Source organism: Pseudomonas gozinkensis (assembly GCF_014863585.1).
GTDB lineage: Bacteria > Pseudomonadota > Gammaproteobacteria > Pseudomonadales > Pseudomonadaceae > Aquipseudomonas > Aquipseudomonas gozinkensis.
Genome location: NZ_CP062253.1, coordinates 4,361,139 through 4,384,885, shown reverse-complemented (window position 1 = coordinate 4,384,885; position 23,747 = coordinate 4,361,139). Strand labels below are relative to the sequence as shown.

The window sequence follows — 23,747 nt, the reverse complement described above, 5'->3', positions numbered from 1 at the left end:
CGGTGTTCCTGTCGGGGGCGTGGAATTGAAAGGTCTATCCACTCACCGGACGAGTCGCGAAAAGGTATCAGCGAATATTGAAAATATTTTCCGAGGGCTCAGACACGGGGTTCCACCGACAGCCAATAGCGGGTCAGGCTGTTGATGTTCAGCGGCAGGGTGTCGCTGAGCAAACGCAGGCTGGCGTCGGTGTCGCGCAGGGAAAACGCTCCGGACACACGCATCGCCGCCACATCCGGATGACAGCGCAGCACGCCCCGACGGTAGCGGCTCAGTTCGCCGAGCAACTCGTCCAGGCGCATGTTGCTGGCCAGCAGCATGCCTTTGTCCCAGGCCAGGGAGGCGGTGTCGAAGGTTTCGCTGCTGTCGAAGCTGTTGAGCTTGAAGCGCTGGCGTTCGCCCGCCTTGAGAATCGCATTTTGCTTGAGCAATTGCGGGGTGATCTGAACCTGGCCTTCGAGCACCGACACCAGGCTGCGCGAACCCTCGGTGCGTACGCAGAATCGCGTGCCCAACGCGCGGGCCACGCCCTGCGGGGTTTCGACAATGAATGGACGGGCGCTGGCATCGGCGGCGGTGTTGATCAGCACTTCGCCGTTGAGCAGCATGACCCGACGCTCCACCGGGCTGAAGACGACGTCCACGGCGCTGTCGGTGTTTAGCACCAGTTGAGTGCCGTCCGGCAATTGCAGGTTCTTCTGCTCGCCGACGGCAGTGCGCTGGTCGGCGGTCCATTGCTGCCACGGTACATGCTGCGAGGCGATGCCCAGCGGCCCGGCCATCAACAGCAAGCCGAGGCGGGTGAGGGTCTGACGACGGCTCAGGCCCTCTTTACGGGAGGCGCGTTTCAGGGTCTGGATTGCGACGTTGGCCGGCACGCTGCGCAAATCCCCCAGCAGGGCTTCCGCGCGCTGCCAGGCGATGGCGTGCTCGGCGCTGCGGGTGCGCCATTGGGCGATGGCCTGATGGTCGGACGGGGTCGCGGTGCCGGAATGCAGTTGCACCAGCCAGTCAGCGGCTTCGCCAAGAATCTGCGGGTTGATCATCGACGAATTCATCAGGCGACACTCAGGCAGGCAATGAACGCGGCACGCATGTACCGTTTGACGGTGATCAGCGAAACATTCAGGCGCGTGGCGATCTGCGCGTAGGTCAGGCCTTCGATCTGCGACAGCAGGAAGGTCTCGCGGGTCTGTTCAGGCAACTCGCGCAGCAGCGCTTCGATGCGCCACAGGGTTTCGAGAATCAGGTAGCGGGTTTCCGGCGACGGCACCTCGGCGGCGGGCAGGTGCGCGATGGTTTCCAGGTACGCGCGCTCCAGCTCCTGACGCCGCCAGCGGTCGATCACCAGACCCTTGGCAATGTGCGTCAGCAGTGCCCGGGGTTCGCTGCCCAGCGGCTTGATCACTTGCCGGGTGAGCAGGCGCAAAAAGGTATCGTGCGCCAGGTCCGCCGCGTCGCAGCGATTGCCCAACTTGCGCTGCAGCCAGCCCTGCAGCCACCCGTGGTGTTCGCTGTAGAGCGTCTGGACTTGCTGATTCAACGGCTGATCGAGGGACGACATGAAGGGCAGATACTCGTTTCGGGCGTCCGTTGCCAAGGGTGCGGTCGTGAGTGCGAAAACTGTGCAATTAAGAATTGATCGCATTCTAGTGGCACAGAACGAGCGCTGGCAATTGCCCTTCTACACTTTCTTTTCTGACGCCAGAGGAGTGGCCTACCCGTCTTCCGGGAGATTGGCTATTTGCCTGGCCCGGTGCCGGGACTAACGTAGCCACACATTCAACTGCCCCGGAGAGTCGCCATGAAACCTCGTATCGATTTCTACACCGCGTCCCCAGATGCCCTGAAAGCGATGATTGCCCTGGAAACCGCCGTCTCGAAACTGCCGCTGGAAAAGACCCTGATCGAACTGGTCAAGCTGCGCGCTTCTCAGATCAATGGCTGCGCGTTTTGCATCGACATGCACACCGCCGACGCAATCAAGGGCGGCGAAACCCCGCGCCGGTTGTTCGCCGTGACGGCGTGGCGTGAAGCGCCGTTCTTCACCGAACGTGAACGCGCCGCGCTGCTGTGGACTGAAACCCTGACCCAGTTGAGTCTGACCCACGCCCCGGACGAAGACTACGAAGCGGTCGCCGCCCAGTTCTCGCCCAAAGAAATGGTCGACCTGAGCGTCGCGATCAGCACCATCAACAGCTGGAACCGTCTGGCGGTGGGCTTCCGTAAAACCCCACAGGCCTGATCGATCAATGTGCATCGGCACTCGGCGCGGCCGGTGGTTGCACCTTGCGCATCAAGGGCACCATCGCCGTTGCGATGCCGAAGCACACCATGATCATCAGGAACGTGTCGCCGTAGGTTTGCGTCTGCGCTTCACGGTAGGTCAGCAGCCATAGCTGACGCAGGCTGGCGGTGAGGCCGACATCGCCGCTCTGACCCAGCGCGGCAAAGTTGCCGCCGACCTGGGCCAGCCACTGATTCACCGCTTCGTTGCTGCTGTTCAGATGCTCCGCCAACCGGGTGAAGTGCAGGTTGGTGCGGTCGTTGAGAATGGTCGCGCACGCGGCAATCCCGATTGCACCGCCGAGATTGCGCATCAGGTTGAACAGGCCCGAGGCATGTTTCAGCCGCGCCGGTGCAAGCCCTCCCAACGTCAATGTCACCGCCGGTGGCACCGCCAGTTGCTGGGCAATCCCGCGCAGGGCTTGCGGCAGCATCAATTCTCCGGCGCCCCAGTCGTGGGTGATCGGACTGAACTCCCACATCGACACGGCGAACAACGCCAGGCCCGCCATCATGATCCAGCGCAGATCGACGCGGTTGGCGAGAAAGGCGTACAGCGGAATCGCCATGATCTGGAACACCCCGGTGGAGAAAACCGCCAGACCAATGTCCAGCGCTCCATAACCGCGAACCCGGCCGAGAAACAGCGGCGTCAGGTAAATCGTCGCGAACAGGCCGATCCCGGTGACGAAGGAAAAGAAGCAGCCGAGGGCGAAGTTGCGATCCTTGAGCGCGCGCAGGTCTACGATCGGATTGGCCACGTGCAACGTGCGGCCGATGAAGGCCAGCCCGGCGAGGCCACTGATCCACGCGGTGGTCAGAATCGTTTGATCGCTGAACCAGTTCCAGCGCGGGCCTTCTTCGAGGGTGTATTCCAGGCAGCCGAGAAACAGGGCCAGAAACACCATGCTCAAATAGTCCGCGCCCTTGAGCAGCGACAGTTCCGGCTGGTCGATTTTGACCAGCATCGGCACCGCCACGGCGACGAAAATCCCCGGCACCAGATTGATGTAGAACAGCCAGTGCCAGGACGAAATGTCGGTGATCCAGCCACCGATCACCGGGCCCAATGTCGGTGCCAGCGACGCCACGGCGCCAATGGTTGCGGCGGCGATTACCCGTTGTTTGCCGGTGAAGAAAAAGAACGCCGTGGTAAATACCAGCGGAATCATCGACCCGCCGAGAAATCCTTGCAGCGCGCGAAAGGTGATCATGCTCTGGATGTTCCAGGCGATGCCGCAGAGCAGGCTGGCGAGGGTGAAGCCGACCGCTGAAGCGCAGAACAGCCAGCGCGTGGAGAACACCCGCGACAGCCAGCCCGACAGCGGAATCACGATGATTTCGGCGATCAGGTAACTGGTCTGCACCCACGCGGTTTCATCGGTGCCGGCGGACAACCCGCCGCCGATATCGCGCAACGAGGCCGAGACGATCTGGATGTCCAGCAACGCGATGAACATGCCGATGCACATCGTGGCGAAGGCGAACACCTTGGTCGCCGTCGCCATCTCTGCCGCATTGAATGGCTGCGTGGAGGCGGTGAGGGCGGTGCTCATGGCGCGCTGGCCACGGCGGTGGTTTCAGGCTGGGCGCGGGTGTCGACTTCAGCGGTCACCGACAGGCCCGGGCGCAGGTGGCCGAGCACGCCGTCGGCGGGGTCGAGCAGGATCCGTACCGGTACACGCTGGACGATTTTGGTGAAGTTGCCGGTGGCGTTTTCCGGCGGCAGCACGCTGAATTGCGAACCGGTGGCCGGGGCGAGGCTGTCGAGGCGGCCGTGGAATTCCTGGCCGGATAACACGTCAGCGCGGATGCTCACGCGCTGGCCGGGTTTCATCCGCGCCAGTTGGTCTTCCTTGAAATTGGCATCGACCCACAGACCGCTGGCCGGCACCACCGACAGTTGCTGCGAACCGGCCTGCGCATAGGCGCCAACCCGCGCGCGGCGGTTGCCGATCACGCCGTCGACCGGGGCGCGCAGTTCGGTGTAGCCGAGGTTGAGTTGCGCCAGATCACGCTCGGCCCGGGCTTGCTGAAGGGCGGCGCGGGCCTGTTGTTTCTGGGTTTCGATCACGGTGAGTTGGCGTTGCGCGGCCAGCAATTCGGCCTGGGCTTTGGCGCTCAAGGCTTGCGCGGTCTTGAAGGTGGCGTCGGCCCGTTGAGCGCTTTCCACCGAGACTGCATTGGTGGTCACCAGGCGTTTGTAGCGCGCGTTGTCATCTCGCGAGCGGGCGGTTTCGGCACTGGCGGCATCAATGCCGGCGCGGGCCTGACCGATCACCGCTTGCTGCAGTTGCTCGGTGGCATCGAGGTTGGCCAGCAGCGCTTCCTCGGCGGCAACCGCGCCTTCGGCCTTGGCCAGATTGGCGTGGTAGTCGCGGGCATCGAGGCGGATCAGCACGTCGCCGGCCTTCACCTTCTGGTTGTCGCTGACCAGCACTTCCTCGATGTAACCAGCGACTTTCGGCCCGATCACCGTGACATCGCCGCCAATGTAGGCATCGTCGGTCTCTTCAAGAAATCGCCCGGCGCCCCACCAATGCACCGCGTACAACCCGGCAATCACCAGCGCGGCCAAGCCGACAGTGGGCACCAGAAGGCGTTTGAGCAGGGGAGGCTTGGGAGTGCTGACCGGAACGGCGAGATCGGGTTCTACGGTGGGCATGCTGGTCATGGCGTAATACCTGGGAAAGCGAAGTGGTTATTACGGGCGTAATATGACGTGAGTAATATTTTGTGGCAATTGATTTTTATCGCCGGTCGTCAGATGAAGGTTGTTGAAAGAAAAAGCTGATCATTTGTTTAAGAAATGTAAGCGCTGTAGGAAGCGTCTTGCATTTGTGTGGGAAGGCTCTGACTATCACCGCAATTGATGGGGTGGCATTACGCCAGTTGATTGCAAGGATGTTGAGTGCCGTATTCGCTTTGCGCTGTTTCCCGTAGTCGTTTCCTGCCTCGCCCGCTGTTTTCGGCCTTGTTGTTGAGTGTGTGTGCGCCCAGCGTTCTTGCCGCCGAAACTCCAGCCCCTGGCCAGGAAGTGCTGCGCCAGCAACAACTGCAACAGCGTGATCTGCAACAACTGCAACTCGAACAGCGCAAGCGGCAACTGGAGCGCGGCGCGTTCGGCCCGACGCCTGCCACCCCGGCCATTCCTGAATCGATCAAACCCGACGAACGTTGCTGGCCTCTGAGCGGTACGCGCATCGGCGGCGTAACGCTGATCGATAAAGACAAACTCAACGCCCGGATCAAACCGTTGCTGGCGCCGTGCATGGGCGTCGGCCAGATCAACCATTTGCTGGCGACCATCACCGCGCTGTACGTGGAGAAGGGCTACATCGCCAGCCGCCCGTACCTGAGCAGTGCGCCGGCGGCGGGGCAATCGCTGGATATCCTGATCGACGAAGGCTACCTCGAGTCCATCGAACTGGCCGACCAGAGCCTGCCCGTGGCCCTCGGCGGCGCATTCCCGGGCATGCTCGGCAAGCCGCTGAATCTGCGGGATCTGGAGCAGGGGCTGGATCAGTTGAACCGTCTGCGTTCGCTCGATCTGACCGCCGACATCGCCCCCGGCAGTCAGCCCGGTGCGTCAAAAATCATCTTGCGTTCGCGCACCTCCGGGCAGTCACGCTGGACCCTGGGTGCCGGTTTCGACAACCTCGGCAGCGCCAGCACCGGCCGTGATCGTGACACGCTGAGCCTGACCCTCGACAGCCCGCTCGAACTCAACGACCTGTTGAGCCTCAGCGCCAGCGACACCCTCAATCAGGGCGACCGCTACAGCCGCAACGCCAGCCTCTATTACGCGATTCCCTACGGTTACTGGACGTTCAGCACTTTCGCCAGCCACGCCGAGTACCGTGCGCCGTTCAAACTCAGCACGCTGACCTTCCACAGCACCGGCATCACCGATCAGCTCAGCCTGCGCGCCGACCGCGTGTTGTGGCGCGACCAGAGCCATCAGCTCAGCGCCAACCTGCAACTGGCGCACAAGGACGTCGACAGCTATCTGGAAAACGTCCGCCTCGGCATCCAGAGCCCGACCCTGACCGTGGCCGAAGCCGGGCTCAATCTGTTCTGGCTCGACCGCGCCGTGTGGAACCTCGACGTCAATTACGCCCAGGGTTTAAGCGGGTTCGGCGCCGACGACGATGCCGATCGCCAGGTCAAAAACCTGCCCAAGGCCCAGTTTCGCAAATACCGCGCCGGCCTCAGCCAGTGGCGCAACGGCCAGCTCGGCGCGCAAGCCTGGCAATGGCAGAGCCAGCTCAATTTGCAGTACAGCCCGGATCCGTTGCCGGCGATCGAACAAATGCTCGGCACCGACGATTCCGCCGTGCGCGGTTATCGGGTCAGCAGCGCGTCCGGCGCCAGCGGCGCGATCTGGCGCAACACCTTGCGCCTGCCGCTGCGCACTGATTTGCCGGTGCAGCTCACCCCGCGCGTCGGCCTCGACCACGGCTGGATCAAGGCCGATCACGGCGCCCCGGTTCAACGCCTGAGCGGCGCCAGCATCGGCCTCAATCTGGGCTGGAAAAACCTGCAAGTGGATGTCGATTACCAACGCAGCCTGAACACCCCGACCGGCCTGCACCGCGAGCCTGAAAGCTGGCTGATGCGGGTCGGATTACAGATATGAGCGTCAGTGAACAACAGCCATCGGACCTGAGCGCGACAGCCGTGGCCTTTAACTCAACGCGCAACGTGATGCCGCACTACATGGAGAGTTTTTTATGCCAATGAATACCTTTGCGTTTCATCTTTCCCCACGGGGCAAACTGCGCTGGGCCATCGCCAGCCTGTTCCTGGTCGCTCACCTGCCGGGCGCCATGGCCGGCGGTGTGGTGGTCGCGCCCGGCCCCGGCGGCACCGCGCAACTGCAAACCCAGGGCGGCGTCCCGATCGTCAACATCGTCGCGCCGAATGGCTCTGGTCTGTCGCATAACCAGTTCCTCGACTACAACGTCGACCGTCAGGGCCTGGTCCTGAACAACGCCCTTCAGGCCGGGCAATCGCAGCTCGCCGGGCAACTGGCGGCCAACCCGCAATTGCAGGGTCAGGCCGCGAGCGTGATCCTCAACGAAGTGATCAGCCGCAACCCGTCGGCCATCAACGGCGCCCAGGAAATCTTCGGTCGCGCCGCCGACTACGTGCTCGCCAACCCGAACGGCATTTCGGTAAACGGCGGCAGTTTCATCAACACGCCGAACGCCAATCTGGTGGTCGGCCGTCCCGAGCTGAACGACGGCAAGCTGCAAGCCCTGAGCACCCGTGACGCCACCGGCCAGTTGCAAATCCAGGGCGGCGGGCTGCGCAACGGCGAAGGTTCGATCAACCTGATCGCCCCACGCATCGACAGCCAGGGCGCAATCAGCGCTCGCGATCAACTGAACCTCACCGTCGGGCGCAATCAGATCGACTACGCCAGCGGCCAGGTGAAAGCCGTGGACCCGGCGGGCAACACCACCGATCAGCGGATCGACGCCAGCCTGTTCGGCGCGATGCAGGCCGGGCGCATCAACATCGTCAGCACCGCCGAAGGCGCAGGCGTGAAAGTGGGTGCCGTGCAAGTCGCCGGACGTGACGGCGTGCAGATTCGTTCGGCGGGCGATTTGAGCGTCAGCGGCCAGGCGATCCCGGACAGCCTCGACGTGACCCGTGCCGGCATTCGCAGCAGCCAGGGCGACGTCGGTCTGCACAGCGGCAAGGACCTGACGCTGGCCGCCACCGACGTCAGCGGTCGTGACGTGAAGGTCGAGGCCAAACGCAACCTGACCCTGACCACCGTCGAGAGCCGCAAGCTCCAGGAACAGCGCGAGAACTGGAACAACAGCACCATCGGCATCACATGGGAAACCTACGAGCGGACCAAGACCGACAGCGATTCGCGCCAGCACGGCAGCCAGATCGTTGCCAGCCGCGACGCGCAATTGTCGTCCGGCAAAGACACCGAACTGAAAGCCGCCAAGGTCGACGCGAAGAACAACCTCAGCGTGCAAAGCGGCGGCGACCTGCGCCTGACCGCCGCCACTGAAAGCCACACCCAGACCGATCAGGGCAAGCACCGCAAACATCTGTGGAAGGCCGATTGGGACAGCAGCAGCGAAGAGCAGCGTAGCGTCATCAGCCAGTTGAAGGCCGGCAACATCGCCCTGCAAACCGCCGCACTGTTACGCTCCGAAGGCGCCGAACTGAACAGCGCCGGTGATCTGCAACTGGCCGGCAAACAGGTGGAAATCACCACCGCGACCCGCACCAATCGCAGCAGCGACAATCGTTATTCCGGCGATCTGGTCGGCGGCGGTTTCTTCGGCAAGACCGGCGACGCCGACAAGGGCCAGACCCAGCATCAGGGCAGCAAGATCAACGCGGCCGGCAAACTGGTGGTCAAGGCCGACGACGTGCGCATCAGCGGCAGCCAGGTGCGTGGCGGCAAGGACGCCAGCGTGATCAGCGACAACGGTTCGCTGACCATCGACGGCGTGCAGGACACTTCCCACAGCAACAACCACGACAAGGACAGCAAGTTCTTCGGCATCACCAAGGACGAGTCCCGGCAGAACAGCAAGGACAGCACCACGGTGCGCAGCGAGCTGGCTTCCGACAGCAACCTCAAGCTCAAGAGCGCCAAGGACATCGACGTCGCCGGTTCCACGGTCAAGGCCGGCGGTTCGCTGACGGCGGAGGCGGCCGGTGATGTGAATGTGCATTCGACGCAGAACACCCACGACAGCAGCGACAGTACGCAGACCCGTGGTTTCGACGCCTACGCCAAGGAGCAGACGGCGGAGCAGTATCGCGCCGGCGTGCATTACGAAGACAAGGCGCAAACCGTCACCGCCAACGACGTCACGCAGCAGGGTTCCAGCCTCAGCGGCGGCAGCGTGCAGGTGAAGGCGGGCGGCGACGTGACGCTCAAGGGCGCCGAGGTGAAGTCCACCGCTGGCGACACCACCCTGAGCGGCCAGAACGTCTCGCTGCTGGCCGAGCAGGACAGCCACAGCACCTCGACCGAAACCCGCAGCACCGGCGGCGGTTTCTACTACACCGGCGGCCTCGACCGCGCGGGCAGCGGCGTGGACTTCTCGCACAGCACCTCGCAAGACACCACCGCTAAAACCACCGCGCAAACCACTGGCGTGCAGAGCAGCGGCAGCCTGAACATCAATGCGGACAAACTCGCCACCGAAGGCGCGCAGCTCAAGGCTGGCAACGGCCTGAACGTCGCCGCCAACCAAGTGGACAATCGTGCTGCGAGCAACACCGAAAGCAGCACCCACAGCGAGAGCAACTGGTCGGCAGACATCGGCGCCAACGTCGAGTACAAAGACATCGCCCGGCCGATTGCCGGCGCGGTGAAAGAAGTGCTCGACGGCAAGGTGCCGGACAAGGACGCACTGGCCAATCTCGGCCAGCCGAACGTCGGTATCGACGTGGCAATCGGTCATGCCGGCGCCGATAAAACCGAGCAGGGCAGCAACGCCGTGGTCAGCCGGTTCGACGGCCAGACCGTGGACGTGAAGGTCGGCGGCACGCTGCACGACCAGGGCACCCAGTACAACGCCAGCGCCGGCAAAGTGAACATCAGCGCCGACAAACTGGTGGCCGATGCCGCGAACAACACCCGCAGCAGCACCGAAAAATCGGTGGATGCCAAGATCGATGTGCGCGTCTACACCAAGACCGGTGAAGACGTGAACGTGGCCGGCAGCGGTGCGGGTGGCAGCAGCCAGTCGAGCAAGGACAGTGCCACGGCGGTGGTTGGCGGTTACGCTGGCAATCAGGGTGTGAACATCAATGTCGGCGGCGATGCCCAGTTCGAAGGCAGCCGTATCGACGGCGGGCAGGGCGGTGTCAGCATCAAGACTGGCGGCGATCTGGCTCTCAATCAGGCCAACGACCGCCAGAGCAGCGACAGCTCCAGTCTGCGCGGCAACGGTTCGCTGACCGTTGGCACCTTGCCAGGCACCGACGGCACCAATGTCGATCTCGGCGCCGGGTTCCAGCTCGATCACAAAGGCAACCAGACCACCGACAGCCAGGCCCACGTCGCCAGCCTCAGCGGCAACGGCCCGGTGCAATTGAGCAGCGGCGGCAATCAGGTTCAGCAGGGCACGAAGATCGACAGCGCTGGCGCTATCGACCTGAAGGCTGACGGCAAGCTAGACCTGCAAGCGGCCACCGACACCCACGTCGCCACCGGCAGCAATCTTGGCGGCGGTCTGAAGGCCGGCGGCAGCAAAACCAGCAGCGAGAAGAGTCGCGATCAGGGCGGCAACCTCAGTGGCAACTTCAACATCGGTCGGGTCAACGAGAATACGCAAACCCTTACCGGTGGGCAGCTCAACAGCCAGAACGGCATCGCGCTGAGCGGCGATTCTGTGCGCCTGCAAGGGACTCAGGTCACTGCGCCAAACGTCGACATCGATGCGCAGAAGGGCGGTTTCGTTCAGGAGTCCGCGCAGTCCACCGAAAACCGCAACAACTGGAACGTTGCGTTGAATGCCGGTGGCAACCTGAGCAAAAGCACACCGACCGCTGCCGATGAAAAAGTCAGCAGCGATCACGGCTTCAATGCCGGGGCCAAGGTCGGCGTGGATTACCTGCAAGGCACGACCCAGCAGAACAGCCAGATCAAGGCTGACTCTGTGGTGTTGAACAGTGGCGGTGATGCGAGCCTGAGCGGTGCGCGGATTGATGCGCGCAATGTCAGCGGTACAGTGGCCGGTGGTCTGTCGGTCGAAAGCCGTCAGGACACCAGCAATCACGCCAAGGTTGATGTCGATCTGGGCCTGACCGCCAAGAGGACCCCGGCCGACGACAAGGGCAAACTGGCTGGCACCGACTACAAGCCAACGCTGAAAGTCGACGGCGAATACGCGCACAAGGACAGCGTGAAACAGGCCTCCGGCATCAGCGGTAGTCAGGGTGTGAATCTCACCGTCGGCGGCGCTACGCAGCTGACCGGCGCGCGGATTTCCGCCACCGAAGGCAAGGTCGATCTGGGTGGTTCGAAGGTCAGCAGCAGCGACCTGAGCAACCTCGACTACGGCGTAAAAGCCGGCCTGGACCTGCCACACAAAACCGAAGAAAACGCACCGAAGGTGTCCCTTGAAAACGGCAACCTGAAAGTCGGCCCGGTGACCCTGAGCGGTCATCTGGACAGTCAGTCCCTGCAAGCGGGGATCGACGAAAGAGGTTGATTCACCATCAGTGAAACCGGCGGGAGCGAGCCTGCTCGCTCCCGCTTCTGATGGATTCCCCGCTCAAAACGGCAGCCACTGTCGTTTCCCGTCAAGTCGATGAAAGCATGCGCTCTACACTCGGGTGAAACCGGGAGGCCGCGCCATGCACGACAACGTCGAACACCTGAGAATCCAGCTGGCCTGCGCCCTGCGCTGGGCCGCGCGTTTGAACCTGCACGAATCCATCGCCAACCATTTCAGCGTGGCCACTTCGCAGGACGGTCGCGAGTTTCTGATCAATCCTTACGGCAAACATTTCTCGCGAATCCGCGCGAGTGATCTGCTGCTGCTCGATGCCGACGATCCGGCCAGTCTCGACCGCCCGGACGCCCCGGACATCACCGCCTGGGCCTTGCATAGCGCCTTGCATCGCAACCAGCCTCAGGCCCGGTGCATCCTCCATACCCACAGCAAATATGCGACGACGCTGGCCTGTCTGAAGGACTCGCGGCTGCCACCGGTCGAGCAGAACAGCATGCGGTTTTTCGAGCGGGTGGCGATTGATGAGGGCTTCGATGGCATGGGGCTGGGGGAAGAGGCGGAGCGGGTCAGTCGGTTGCTCGGCGACAAGTCGATCCTGCTGATGGGCAATCACGGCTTGCTGGTCGCGGCACCGAGCGTGGCCCAGGCGTTTGATGATCTGTATTACTTCGAGCGGGCTTGCGAGGTGTACATCACCGCACTGGCGACCGGGCGCGAATTACGTGTGGTCAGCGATGAAGTGGCGCGCAAGACTTGTCGCCAATGGCTGGAGTATCCGGGGTTTGCGGATAAGCATTTCAACGCGTTGATGGACATTCTTGATGAGGAAGAGCCGGCGTATCGGCAGTAATTCATTCCGGTGACAAATGCGCCTTGCTCAACGGCTGGCGCATCACCGGAGCGCTCCACGCCTGACGCCGATCCTCGCTCGGCGGGCAGCCAAACCGTGCGCGGTAAGTGCGGGAGAAATGCTCAAGCGAGCCAAACCCCGAACACGCCGCCACCTGGGCCACGCTCATCTGCGTCTGTTGCAGCAGGTTATGTGCCCGAGCAAGGCGCAGGGTGATGTAGTACTTGAGCGGCGAGAGCCCGGTCTGATGTTTGAACTGGCGCTCCAGTTGCCGCCGCGACAGGCCCACTTCGCTGGCAATCGCCTCGCAGTCCAGCGGTTCTTCCAGCGCCTTTTCCATCAACTGCACGGCGCGGCGGATCTTGTTGCCGTACATCCCGCTGTTGCCCAGACCGCCGTCGAGCTGATTGTCCGCCGGCGCGCGCATCTGGCCCATCAACAGGTGCAGGCCGATTTCCCGGGCCAGGTCCGGGTCGATGCGCTGGCCGATCCAGCCCAGCAGCATGTCGAGAATGGTGGTGGCGCCGGCGCAGGTCAGGCGCTGGCGTTCGAGAGTATAGAGCTGCGGTCGGGCGCGGACTTTGGGGTAACTTTCCTGAAAACCTTGCAGGTTGTCCCAATGCACCGCCGCTTCGTAGCCGTCGAGCACACCGGCGGCGGCCAGCAATTCAGTGCCGGTTTCCACGCCGATCAACACCGCGCCGAACAGCGCCTGCTTGCGCAACCAACTCTTGAGCGCCGGATTGCGACTGTGTTGATGCACCTCGAAACTGGCCAGCACCACGCAGGCGTCGAAGGCCTGCTCGTTGTTCAAGCCGTCCTCGGCGATGCTCGCCAGACCGTTGCTGGCCATCACCGGGCCGGGCTGCAACGACAGCAACGTCCACTCGAACAGCGTGAGCTGGCTCAGCCAGTTGGCGATGGCCAGCGGTTCCAGCACCGCTGCCAGCCCGAAATTGGAAAACGCCGGCAGCAACAACACCGCCACTCGCAGCGGTGCTTGATTGCGCGGTACAGCTTCAGCGGATCGGGTCATCGCCATCTCTGCTTCATCGTTGTTCGGTCTGCCAGTGCGGGTTGATCCACACCGGTACATCGAGGGCCGGCAACGCCGCGAGGTTGCGGATCAGGTCGCTGGCCTTTTCCGCGATCATCACCGTCGGTGCGTTGGTGTTGCCGCTGACGATCACCGGCATGATCGACGCATCCACCACCCGCAAGCCGTCGAGGCCGTGCACTCGCAGTTGTGGATCGACCACCGCTTCAGGGTCGCCCGCCGGTCCCATCTTGCAGGTGCCGCTGGCATGGTAGCCGGTTTCCGTGACCTGCCGTGCCCAGGCATCGAGCTCGGCGTCGGTCTGCACCGAACGGCCCGGCACCAGCTCTTCGCCCTTGAACGGCGCCATCGCCGGTTGCTCGATGATTTCGCGTACCAGCCGTGCGCCGGCGCGCATGTCGGCACGGTCCTGCGCGGTCTTCAGGTAGTTGAACAGAATCCTCGGCGGCCGCCGGGGTTCGGCGCTGTACAGGGTCACGCTGCCCAGGCTGGTGGGGCGCATCAGGTCGATGTGGATCTGGAACGCGTGGGTCGGCACCAGTTCGACGCTGCCCGGTTGCACCGCCAGCGGCATGAAGGTCAGTTGCAGATCCGGGTGTTCGACGCCGGCCCGGGAGCGCAGGAACGCGCCGGCCTCGAAATGATTGCTCGCCGCCAGGCCATCGTGACGGACGAACCAGCGCGCGCCGATCCACCATTTGCCCGGCGCGGTAGTCCAGCGATACAGCGACACCGGTTGCTTGCAGCGAAATTGCACGACTGCATCCGGGTGATCGTTGAGGCGTTTGCCGACGCCGGGCAGGTCGTGAACCACGCTGATTCCGAGGTCACGCAATTCTGCCGCCGGGCCCACGCCCGAGAGCAACAGCAACTGCGGGGAGTTGATCGCGCCGGCGGTCAGCAATACTTCCCGGCGGGCGCGGACGGTGTTCGTTTCGCCGTTCTGTTCGTAGTCAATCCCGACCGCCCGGCGTCCCTCGAACAGGATGCGCAGCACCAGTGCATCGGTGACCACCCGCACATTGCCCCGGGCCAGCGCTTCGCTGAGATAACCGCGCGAAGTGCTCCAGCGCCGACCGTTGCGCGTGGTGCGATCCACCGGCCCGAAGGCTTCCTGACGATAGCCGTTCAAGTCCTCGCTGACGCCATAACCGGCCTCGGTCCCGGCCGCGACGAACGCCGCGCACAACGGTGTTTCGACATCGCCGGGAGTGACGTGCAAATGGCCGTCGCCGCCGCGATAGTCATCGCCACCGTCGGCGTGAGTCTGCGCTCGTTTGAAGTACGGCAGCACTTCGCGATAGCTCCAGCCGGTGCAGCCCTGTTCGGCCCAGCCGTCATAATCCCGGGCATGGCCACGGATGTAGACCATGCCGTTGATCGACGATGAACCGCCCAGGGTGCGGCCTCTCGGTGTGCCGATTCGCCGGCCGTCGAGGTATGGCTCGGGCTCCGACTGATAGCGCCAGTTGTAGCGCGACCCGCCCACCACAAGGCCCACGGCGGACGGCATGTCGATCGTCCAGCTCTTGTCCTCGGGCCCGGCCTCCAGCAGCAGGATGCGCACGTTGGGGTCTTCGCTCAGGCGATTGGCCAATACGCAACCGGCCGAGCCGGCGCCCACGATCAGGTAATCAAACCCGGTTTCGTCCATGGTTTGCTCCGTTCTGACAAATGACGAGGGAAGGGCGGATCAGTCCACGCAATGGCCGTGAATGCCGTTGAACACCAGGCGATGAAAGTGATGCACCAGATGCTCGCTTTCGTTGCTGCGCTGGGCGTCGATCATGTAGCGGCCCTGGTCATAGCCGAGCGAGCGCAGGCCCTTCTGCACCGAGATGTTCAGGGCGATGTCTTCGGGGCCGAGGTCTTCGTTCATCCACTTCATGCATGCGGTGCTGACGGCGGCGGTCTGGGGGTTGCTGGAGTAGTAACCGAAGCGCAGCAGCGAGCGTTCGGCATCCAGCGGAATCATGATGAACGAGCCGAGAAACTCGGAGAACGGGAAGGTATAGAAGGTGTTGTTCGGCCACAGGCCGATGTTGAAAAAGCACTCCTGCGGGTTCCGCTCGGTTTTCAGCGGTACGCCATAGGCCTCGGTCGCCGACAGATTGGCCGGTGCGGCATAGGTCCACCAGTTGTCGCGTTTGATCAACTGGTAACCCTTGAAGTCGATCAGCCGGGCGAGGTCGATGTGGCACGGGCCGGACAGTTTGAAGTGATAGCCCTCGATGGAATTGTCCATGATCACTTTCCAGTTGGCCGGCACGATCACGTCCTGTTCCTCGATCAGGCGCATGTCTGCCAGATCCGGAAACACCCGGCGCATTTCCTCGTCGGCGCCCGGGAACAGATCCCGCAGCGACGGCGCGTTCGGGTCGAGGTTGAAGTAGATGAAACCGCCGAGTTCTTCGGTGCGCACCTGTGGAATGTTGAACTGCGCCAGCTCGAAATTCTTCATCCGCTCGCAACGCGGCGCACCGCGCAGGCTGCCGTCCATCTCGTAACACCACGAGTGATAGGCGCAGCGCACCACGCCGCCGGTAGTGCCACGGCGTTCTTCGAGCAGGCGATTGCCGCGATGCTGGCAGACGTTGTGAAAACCATGGATCTGCCCCTGCCGATTCTTCGCCACCACCACGCTCTGGTCGAACAGATCGGTGACCACGAACTGCCCCGGCTCGGCGAACTCACTGACATGCCCGGCGACATGCCAGGCCTTCATGAAAATGTTGTCGCGCTCGGCACGGAACAGGCTGTCGTCGTAGAAATAACGCGAGGGCAGGGTGAAGGCCTGCTCCGGATCCTGCTGATCCCAGGCGTCGACCGGACTGTGCTGCTTGCGGGTCTGGAAACTGTGCATGAGGCGATCTCCACGGCGTGTTGTTGTGGGATCTAATCTAGGGCGCGGCGCAGGTGTGGGGTTGATGGATTGCGACCAGTTGATGGGTGGAATGATCAATCTCAGGCTGTACCGGGGAGGTCTTGACAGCCCTGCGATAATGAAACTTCACCGCGATCATGATGCAGAGGAAGGTTTTCCATGGACAATCAAGCACTCAAGGCCCTGTTCGACCAGCAATCCGCCGTCTATGACAAACAGTGGAGCGGCATGGCGCCCCTTCGTGATGCCCTGTATTTGCTGCTGGATTCGGTATTCGCGGGCCTGCCGGAGAATGCCCGGATACTCTGCGTGGGCGTGGGCACCGGTGTGGAAATGGCCCATCTGGCGCAGCAGTTTCCCGGCTGGCAATTCACCGCAGTCGACCCTTCGGGTGCCATGCTCGACGTGTGCCGTCAGCGAGCGAAAGAAGGCGGTTTCATTGACCGCTGCCGTTTTCACGAAGGCTATCTCGATACGCTGACGGATGAATCCGGTTATGACGGCGCGACCTGTTTTCTGGTGTCGCAGTTTTTGCTTGATCCTCAGGTGCGTATCGACTTTTTCCGCGGGATTGCCCGTCGTCTGGTGCCGGGCGGAGTTCTGGCGAATGCTGATCTGGCCTCGGATACTCAATCCCCGGCCTATGAAGCATTGCTGTGTCACTGGATGACCCTGATGGCATCGGCCCAGGTGCCGGCGGAAATGCTCGAGCGAGCGCGCACGGCGTATGCCCGGGACGTGGCAATTCTGCCAGCGCTGCAGGTCGCCGGTCTGATCGAGTCGGCGGGGTTCGAGGCGCCGGTCCAGTTCTTTCAGGCGGGTTTGATGCATGGATGGTTCTGCCCGCGCAAAGCAGAGATTGCCGCGGATTCGAGCGCTGGAGGCATTGGGGAAAACAGCTTCGTCGGCATTCCCGAGGAATCCATTGCTTCGGCTTAATAGGAAGCATTACTATTCACGCCCCTTTCCTCAGCACGCCGCAATGATCCCCATGCTGCCCCGCAGACCCGGCTTTCTAGAGCATTACGAAGAGTTGATCGGCACCTGGACCCGTCGCCTGCGCAATCGCTCGCAGGCCGAGGATCTGGCGCACGACACCTTTGTGCGGGTGCTCGAGTCCGATTCGTCGGCGGTGCAGCAACCCCGGGCGTATCTGCACCAGACCGCGCGCAACATCGCGGTGGACGGCTATCGGCGTGAGGACCGGCGGGGCGCCATGGAGTCGGAGGCGATCGATCTCAGTGAGTCGCCGACCGGCGATCCGGAGCATTACATGCATGCGATCCAGCTGGCCGATTCCATCGAACGTGCGCTCACGGAGCTTCCAGTCAACTGTCGACGAATTTTCGTCTGGCAGAAGATCGAAGGCCTGACCCAGGCGGAAATCGCCGAACGCCTGGGCCTGTCCAAGAACATGGTGGAAAAGTATATGATCCGCACCCTGCGGCATCTGCGTGATCGCCTGGACGGGGCGCAATCATGAGCCGTGGCGTCTTTTCATCCCCAGCCAAACAGGACATTCCATGATGGATACTCGTGATTGCGCGTGCGGGCAAACAACGGTGCGCGATGACGCGGCACGCTGGTTTGTGCGTTTGCAGGAGCCGGCCGTCAGTGCCGACGAACAGCAGCGCTTCGATGCGTGGCTGAACGAACATCCGCAGCACCGTGACGAATTCCAGTTGCTGCAAGGTCTGTGGACGGCAGCGGATCTGCTGCCGGCGCCACGGCTCAAGGCCCTTTGCGAAACCCCGCCGGCGCGGCGCGAACGCAGCCCATTGTTGCGTTATGCCGTGGCGGCCAGCGTGGTCGCGGTGGCGCTCGGGCTCGGGCTGTTCAGCGGTCTGAATCACCCGCAAGGTTACAGCGCCGAATTCGCCACCGCGCTGGGCGAGCGCAAGCATGTGGCGTTGCCGGACGGCTCGATGATCGACCTCAACAGCCGCAGCCGCTTGCAGGTGCGTTTCGAGAAGGATCGGCGGCTCATCGAATTGACCGAAGGCGAGGCGATGTTCAGCGTCGAGCACGACACGTCCCGTCCGTTCGTGGTCGAGGCCGGTAGCGGCAAGGTCACGGTCACTGGCACCCGTTTCGATGTACGGCGTGACGTGACCCAGACCCGGGTCGCCGTGGAGCAGGGCACGGTCAGGGTGCAGGGGCGTGAGGCGGCCGATGGCGATTTCATCAGCCTGACTGCCGGCCTCGGCACGCGGATCGATGCCCAGGGCAAAGTGGCGCCGGCCTACGCGGTGAACCCCGCAGAGTTGACGGCCTGGCGCAGCGGCAAACTGGTGTTCAACAACGCCAGCCTCAGCGAAGTTGCCGAGGAAGTGTCGCGTTATCGCGACAAGCCGCTGAAGGTCGCCAACCCGGCGGTGGGCAATTTGCGCCTGACCAGCGTGTTCAAATCCGACAACACCGATGCCTTGCTCAAGGCCTTGCCGAGCATCCTTCCGGTAGCCGTGCGCACCCTTGCCGACGGCAGCCAGGAAATAATTTCAAAATAAAATTCAGGTTTTTTTCGAGTTCGTCGTCTTCCTGTTCAACTGCAACTGGTTTGCATTAACAGCCGCACACTCTTGCGATCCACAGGACTCCGTTCGACGTGAAAAACTCCACCGCCAAAAACAAAAAATCCCCTTGGTTGCCGCTGGCGCTTGCGCTGGCGGTCAACGCCGCCGTGCCGATGGCCTTTGCCGCCGAAGCCATTCACATCCGCGCCCAGCCGCTGGGCCAGGCCCTGAGCGAACTGGGTCAGCAAACGTCGTTGCAGGTGTTTTTCAGCCCGGACCTGGTCGCCGGTAAACAGGCACCGGCGGTGGACGGCAATCTTTCCCCGGAGCAGGCCTTGCGCCAGTTGCTGCAAGGCAGCGGTCTGGATTATCAGATCAATGAAGGCTCGGTGACCTTGTCCCCGGCCCCGACTTCCGCTGCCAACGGCCCGCTGGAACTGGGCGTAACCGACATCAAAGTGGTCGGCGACTGGCTCGGCGACGCCAACGCCGCCGTGGTGCAGAACCACCCCGGCGCGCGCACCGTGATCCGCCGCGAAGCGATGGTCGAGCAGGGCGCGATGAACGTCGGCGACGTGCTGCGCCGCGTGCCGGGCGTGCAGGTGCAGGAAGCCAACGGCACCGGCGGCAGCGATATTTCGCTGAACGTCGGCGTGCGGGGTTTGACGTCGCGCCTGTCGCCACGCTCCACCGTATTGATTGATGGCGTGCCGGCCGCGTTCGCTCCGTACGGTCAGCCGCAACTGTCGATGGCACCGATTTCTTCCGGCAACCTCGACAGCATCGACGTGGTCCGGGGTGCCGGCTCCGTGCGTTACGGGCCGCAGAACGTCGGCGGCGTGATCAACTTTGTGACCCGCGCGATCCCGGAAAAAACCACCGGTGAAATCGGCACGACCCTGGAAACCTCGCAGCACGGTGGCTGGAAACACATCGACACCGCGTTCCTCGGCGGCACCGCCGACAACGGCATCGGTATGGCGCTGTTGTATTCGGGCGTCAATGGCAACGGTTACCGCGAGCGCAACAACGGGAACGACATCGACGACGTGATCCTCAAGACCCACTGGGCGCCGACCGAGCAGGACGATTTCAGCCTCAACTTCCACTACTACGACGCCAGCGCTGACATGCCCGGCGGCCTGACGCAGAAACAGTACGACGACAAGCCGTTCCAGTCCGACCGCGACTACGACGGCTTCAGCGGCCGCCGCAAGGACGTATCGTTCAAGTGGATCCGGCAGATCGACGAGCGCACCCAGGCGGAAGTGCTGACCTACTATTCCGACAGCTTTCGCGGCAGCACCATCGCCGCCCGCGATCAGAAAACCCTCAGCTCGTTCCCGCGTTCCTACTACACGCTGGGCATCGAGCCGCGCGTTTCGCGAGTGTTCGACGTCGGCCCGACCACCCAGGAAGTCAGCGTCGGTTATCGTTACTTGAAAGAGGCGATGCACGAGCAGTCGAGCCGCCTGGCGCTGGTCAACAATGTGCCGGTGGTCACCAAGACCTCCGACGGTCATGTGTTCCAGGACCGCACCGGCGGCACCGAGGCCAACTCGGTCTACATCGACAACAAGATCGACGTCGGCAACTGGACCGTGACCCCGGGTATTCGCTTCGAACACATCAGCACCGACTGGCACGACCGCGCCGTGCTCGACACCGCCGGCAAACGCGTCCCGGAGAAAAACCGCAGCATCGAAAGCAACGAGCCGTTACCAGCCCTGAGCGTGATGTATCACCTGTCCGATGCGTGGAAGCTGTTCGCCAACTACGAGACGTCGTTCGGCAGCCTGCAATACTTCCAGCTCGGCCAGGGCGGCTCGGGTGACCAGACCGCCAATGGCCTGGAACCGGAAAAAGCCAAGACCTACGAAATCGGCACGCGCTACAACGATGACGTGTGGGGCGGGGAAGTGACGCTGTTCTACATCGACTTCGACGATGAGCTGCAATACGTCAGCAACGACGTGGGCTGGACCAACCTCGGCGCGACCAAGCACCAGGGTGTCGAAGCGTCGGTGCACTACGACATGGCTGCGCTCGATCCACGCCTCGACGGCCTGACCGCCAACGCCGGCTTCACCTACACCCGCGCCACGTACGAAGGCGAGATTCCAGGCTTCAAGGGCCGCGACTTGCCGTATTACTCGCGCCAGGTGGCGACCGTCGGCCTGCGTTACGACATCAACCGCTGGACCTACAACATCGACGGTTTCGCCCAGTCCAAACAGCGCGCCCCCGGCACTGGTGTGAACGCCGACGGCAGCTTCAACGGCAACTACATCACCGAAGGCACGGCGGACGGGCAGTACGGCGACATTCCGGGCTACGTGACCTGGAATGTGCGCGGCGGCTATGACTTCGGTTCGCAGCTCTCGAACCTTAAGCTCGGCGCCGGGGTGAAAAACATCTTCGACAAGCAGTATTTCACCCGCTCCAGCGACAACAACTCGGGGATCTACGTGGGCACGCCGCGGACGTTCTTTGTGCAGGCCAGCGTAGGCTTCTGATCTGCACTGGTTGTTCCCACGTCGAACCGTCTGCGTGGGAATACCTCCGTGTCCGCTTTTCTTGGGACGCGGAGCGTCCCTGGCTGCATTCCCACGCAGAGCGTGGGAACGATCTGAACAGATCAGATCAGGCTCAGACTTTAAGCGCTTTGCCGCCAATCGCCACCGCCACCAGCAGCGTCGCCATCAACCCAAACGCAAAACTCAGGCTGCTGGCGTGAGCGACAAACCCGATCACCGCCGGCCCTGCCAGAATCCCTGCATAACCCAGCGTGGTGATTGCCGGCACGGCGATGCTTTCCGGCATCACCGTCTGCTTGCCCACCGCTGTGTACAGTACCGGAACGATGTTCGAACAGCCGGCACCAACCAGCGCATAACCGAGCAGCGCGGCTTGCCAGCTCGGGGCGAACGTCGCCAGAAACAATCCCGCCGCGGCCAGCAGACCGCCAAACAGAATGATCCGTGTCGCACCCAGTGCACGGACGATCCGGTCACCGGTCAAACGGCCGGCCGTCATGGTCAACGCGAACGCTGCGTAACCCAGCCCCGCATAGGCGGTGTCGATCCCGCGTTCCTGGGCGAGGAACACCGCGCTCCAGTCCAGTGCTGCGCCTTCGGTGAGGAACACGATGAAGCACATGCCGCCGATGAACAGCACGATCCCGTGGGGCACCGCGAACGCCGGACCCGAGCTTTCACTGCCGTAAGGCAACATGTGCGGCACCGCCTTGAACAGCGCCGCGATCAGCACCACGACCACCACCAGCATCGCCGCCAGTGGCGACAGCCCGAGACCGAGCAGGGCGCTCACACCCGCCGCGCCGACGATCCCGCCGAGGCTGAACAGGCCGTGAAACCCCGACATCATGTTCTTGCCGCTGGCCCGCTCGACGATCACCGCTTGCAGGTTCACCGTCGAATCCACCGTGCCCAGCCCGGCGCCGAACATGAACAGCGTGGCGATCAACGCCGGGATCGACGACACCGTCGCCAGCAACGGCAACGCTGCACAGATCAGCAGCGTGCCACCGGTTGCCACCTTTTTGCAGCCAAACCGCGTAGCCAGAATTCCCGCCAGCGGCATCGCCAGAATCGAACCGACGCCCAGGCACAGCAACAACAGACCCAGCGTCCCTTCATCGAGCCCGGCCCGTGCCTTGGCGTAGGGCACCAACGGCGCCCACGCGGCAATGCCGAGCCCGGCGATGAAGAAAGCGATGCGCGTGGACATCTGTTCGAGGCGTCCGGGAACGAACGTGTCTTGAGGGGTGAGGCTGGTCATAACGATCCTTGGCAAAAAACGTTTCAGCAGCGGACATCCTTGCACAGCTCATTCGCTGGAGCGAGCCCGCTCGCGTCTGCAGGGCGTTGCGATTTACAGTGGCGCCCCTGGCGATGAAAAAACAAGGGCGGGTTCATGACGCAGTTCTACGATGCACGCGGCAATATCTATGGGGTCGTTTCGCCCCAGGCGCTGCGCGATGCCGGGATCGATTTGCCGACCAGCGCCGCGCAATGCGCGCTGTCTCGACAGGCGTGGGGCCCTGCCGCCATCGCGTTGTGCTGCGATTGGCCCGAAGGCCGGCGCCCCGTCGGCAGCAAATCCCATCGCAGCGATGGCCTGTTGATCGGCCCGTTTCAATCCGCGCCGCCCTTCGATCTGCTGATCGTCAACACCGACGGCACGCTGGCCGAACGCAGCGGCAACGGCCTGACGATTTTCTCCCAGGCGCTGCTTGAGCAGGGGCTGATGCTGCCGGAGGGGGCGACGCTGCGGGTGCATCACGACAAACAGGATGCGCAGTCGCCAGTGCCGACCTCGGTCAAACCGGCGCAAGTGGCGGGCCTGCAAGGCTTCTGGCTGGACCTCGGCCAACCCGGCTTCGGCCCGGCGGCGGTCGGTGCGCTCGACGTTGAACTGGTGTCGTTCAACGGTGTGGAGGTCAGCCGTGTCCGGCCGCTGGCGCTAATCGATCCCCCCTGGGCGCACAGCCAGTTCGTGCGCATCGGCAATCCGCACTGCGTGACGCTGGTGCAGGATGAAGCCGCATTGCCGAGCAACGAACAGATGCTTGAATCACCGCTGGCGGACCGTCTGACCGCCATCGCCTACGCCATGCCCACCGGCGCCGGCCAGCCGTGCCCGGCCGGGGTCAATCTGCAATGGGCGACGCGCGCTGGCGATCAACGCATTGTGGCGCGAGTGTTCGAACGGGGCGAAGGCCCGACCGCCTCATCCGGCACCAGCGCCAGTGCGGTGGCGAGTGCGGCGTGGCGGGTGGGCTGGGTGTCGGCGGGAGAGGTGCAGGTGGTGATGCCGGGCGGTACGGCGCCGATTTTACTGGAGGAACAAGACGGCGAACTGACCGGCGTGCGCCTGTTCGGCACCGCAGTACGCTGCGAAAAATAAC

General features: G+C 63.1%; 17 protein-coding genes. 9 read left to right on the top strand and 8 right to left on the bottom strand.

Going from position 1 to position 23,747, the window contains the following annotated elements; all coding sequences use genetic code 11:
- Positions 1-98 precede the first annotated feature (98 nt).
- Both IHQ43_RS19405 and IHQ43_RS19400 read right to left on the bottom strand, forming a co-directional pair.
- Positions 99-1,058: a FecR domain-containing protein gene (locus IHQ43_RS19405; RefSeq protein WP_192561756.1), complete on the bottom strand. Its 960-nt coding sequence runs from the start codon at positions 1,056-1,058 to the stop codon at positions 99-101.
- Positions 1,058-1,564 (bottom strand): sigma-70 family RNA polymerase sigma factor, encoded by a 507-nt coding sequence (locus tag IHQ43_RS19400; protein WP_192561755.1) that lies wholly within the window; start codon positions 1,562-1,564, stop codon positions 1,058-1,060. Before IHQ43_RS19400 ends, IHQ43_RS19405 begins: the two co-directional genes overlap by 1 nt.
- Positions 1,565-1,804: 240 nt before the next feature.
- Between IHQ43_RS19400 and IHQ43_RS19395 the strand changes: the two genes are divergently transcribed.
- Positions 1,805-2,245 carry a carboxymuconolactone decarboxylase family protein gene (locus tag IHQ43_RS19395; RefSeq protein ID WP_074689185.1) on the top strand — a complete coding sequence of 147 codons (441 nt, stop codon included), beginning with the start codon at positions 1,805-1,807 and terminating at the stop codon, positions 2,243-2,245.
- A 4-nt stretch (positions 2,246-2,249) separates the two neighbouring features.
- On the opposite strand, the gene IHQ43_RS19390 is transcribed toward IHQ43_RS19395, so the two are convergent.
- Positions 2,250-3,842: a DHA2 family efflux MFS transporter permease subunit gene (locus tag IHQ43_RS19390; protein WP_192561754.1), complete on the bottom strand. Its 1,593-nt coding sequence runs from the start codon at positions 3,840-3,842 to the stop codon at positions 2,250-2,252.
- Positions 3,839-4,960 (bottom strand): HlyD family secretion protein, encoded by a 1,122-nt coding sequence (locus IHQ43_RS19385; RefSeq protein ID WP_192561753.1) that lies wholly within the window; start codon positions 4,958-4,960, stop codon positions 3,839-3,841. The genes IHQ43_RS19390 and IHQ43_RS19385 overlap by 4 nt, the downstream gene beginning before the upstream one ends.
- Before the next feature lie 237 nt (positions 4,961-5,197).
- On the opposite strand from IHQ43_RS19385, the gene IHQ43_RS19380 reads away from it, so the two are divergent.
- The 3 genes from IHQ43_RS19380 to IHQ43_RS19370 all read left to right on the top strand — a co-directional run bounded on the left by IHQ43_RS19380 (position 5,198) and on the right by IHQ43_RS19370 (position 12,363).
- Entirely contained in the window at positions 5,198-6,925 is a 1,728-nt protein-coding gene (locus tag IHQ43_RS19380; RefSeq protein ID WP_192561752.1) for a ShlB/FhaC/HecB family hemolysin secretion/activation protein, read from the top strand.
- Between the two features lie 94 nt (positions 6,926-7,019).
- A complete protein-coding gene (locus IHQ43_RS19375) occupies positions 7,020-11,489 on the top strand; it encodes a hemagglutinin repeat-containing protein (RefSeq protein WP_192561751.1) in 4,470 nt (1,489 codons plus the stop codon).
- Positions 11,490-11,634: 145 nt separating this feature from the next.
- Entirely contained in the window at positions 11,635-12,363 is a 729-nt protein-coding gene (locus IHQ43_RS19370) for a class II aldolase and adducin N-terminal domain-containing protein (protein WP_192561750.1), read from the top strand.
- 1 nt (position 12,364) lies between these two features.
- Here IHQ43_RS19370 and IHQ43_RS19365 read toward each other — a convergent pair whose 3' ends face one another.
- From IHQ43_RS19365 to IHQ43_RS19355, 3 genes are read right to left on the bottom strand one after another with little or no spacing between them, the layout of a single operon-like run.
- Positions 12,365-13,399 (bottom strand): GlxA family transcriptional regulator, encoded by a 1,035-nt coding sequence (locus tag IHQ43_RS19365; protein WP_192561749.1) that lies wholly within the window; start codon positions 13,397-13,399, stop codon positions 12,365-12,367.
- 13 nt (positions 13,400-13,412) lie between these two features.
- Positions 13,413-15,074 carry a choline dehydrogenase gene (locus tag IHQ43_RS19360; protein WP_192561748.1) on the bottom strand — a complete coding sequence of 554 codons (1,662 nt, stop codon included), beginning with the start codon at positions 15,072-15,074 and terminating at the stop codon, positions 13,413-13,415.
- Positions 15,075-15,113: 39 nt separating this feature from the next.
- Positions 15,114-16,283, bottom strand: a complete 1,170-nt coding sequence (locus tag IHQ43_RS19355; protein ID WP_192561747.1) for an aromatic ring-hydroxylating oxygenase subunit alpha — start codon at positions 16,281-16,283, stop codon at positions 15,114-15,116.
- 180 nt (positions 16,284-16,463) lie between these two features.
- On the opposite strand from IHQ43_RS19355, the gene IHQ43_RS19350 reads away from it, so the two are divergent.
- From IHQ43_RS19350 to IHQ43_RS19335, 4 genes are all read left to right on the top strand, one after another.
- Positions 16,464-17,243 (top strand): class I SAM-dependent methyltransferase, encoded by a 780-nt coding sequence (locus IHQ43_RS19350; RefSeq protein ID WP_244142220.1) that lies wholly within the window; start codon positions 16,464-16,466, stop codon positions 17,241-17,243.
- Positions 17,244-17,286: 43 nt separating this feature from the next.
- Positions 17,287-17,787 carry a sigma-70 family RNA polymerase sigma factor gene (locus IHQ43_RS19345; protein WP_045121794.1) on the top strand — a complete coding sequence of 167 codons (501 nt, stop codon included), beginning with the start codon at positions 17,287-17,289 and terminating at the stop codon, positions 17,785-17,787.
- 40 nt (positions 17,788-17,827) lie between these two features.
- Positions 17,828-18,811: a FecR family protein gene (locus IHQ43_RS19340; protein WP_192561746.1), complete on the top strand. Its 984-nt coding sequence runs from the start codon at positions 17,828-17,830 to the stop codon at positions 18,809-18,811.
- A 98-nt stretch (positions 18,812-18,909) separates the two neighbouring features.
- On the top strand, positions 18,910-21,333 hold the full coding sequence (locus tag IHQ43_RS19335; RefSeq protein ID WP_192561745.1) for a TonB-dependent siderophore receptor: 2,424 nt from the start codon (positions 18,910-18,912) through the stop codon (positions 21,331-21,333).
- 133 nt (positions 21,334-21,466) lie between these two features.
- Here the strand turns inward: IHQ43_RS19335 and IHQ43_RS19330 are convergent, their stop codons facing one another.
- Positions 21,467-22,618, bottom strand: a complete 1,152-nt coding sequence (locus IHQ43_RS19330; RefSeq protein WP_064597996.1) for an MFS transporter — start codon at positions 22,616-22,618, stop codon at positions 21,467-21,469.
- A 135-nt stretch (positions 22,619-22,753) separates the two neighbouring features.
- On the opposite strand from IHQ43_RS19330, the gene IHQ43_RS19325 reads away from it, so the two are divergent.
- A complete protein-coding gene (locus IHQ43_RS19325) occupies positions 22,754-23,746 on the top strand; it encodes a diaminopimelate epimerase (RefSeq protein WP_192561744.1) in 993 nt (330 codons plus the stop codon).
- Position 23,747: the final 1 nt, after the last annotated feature.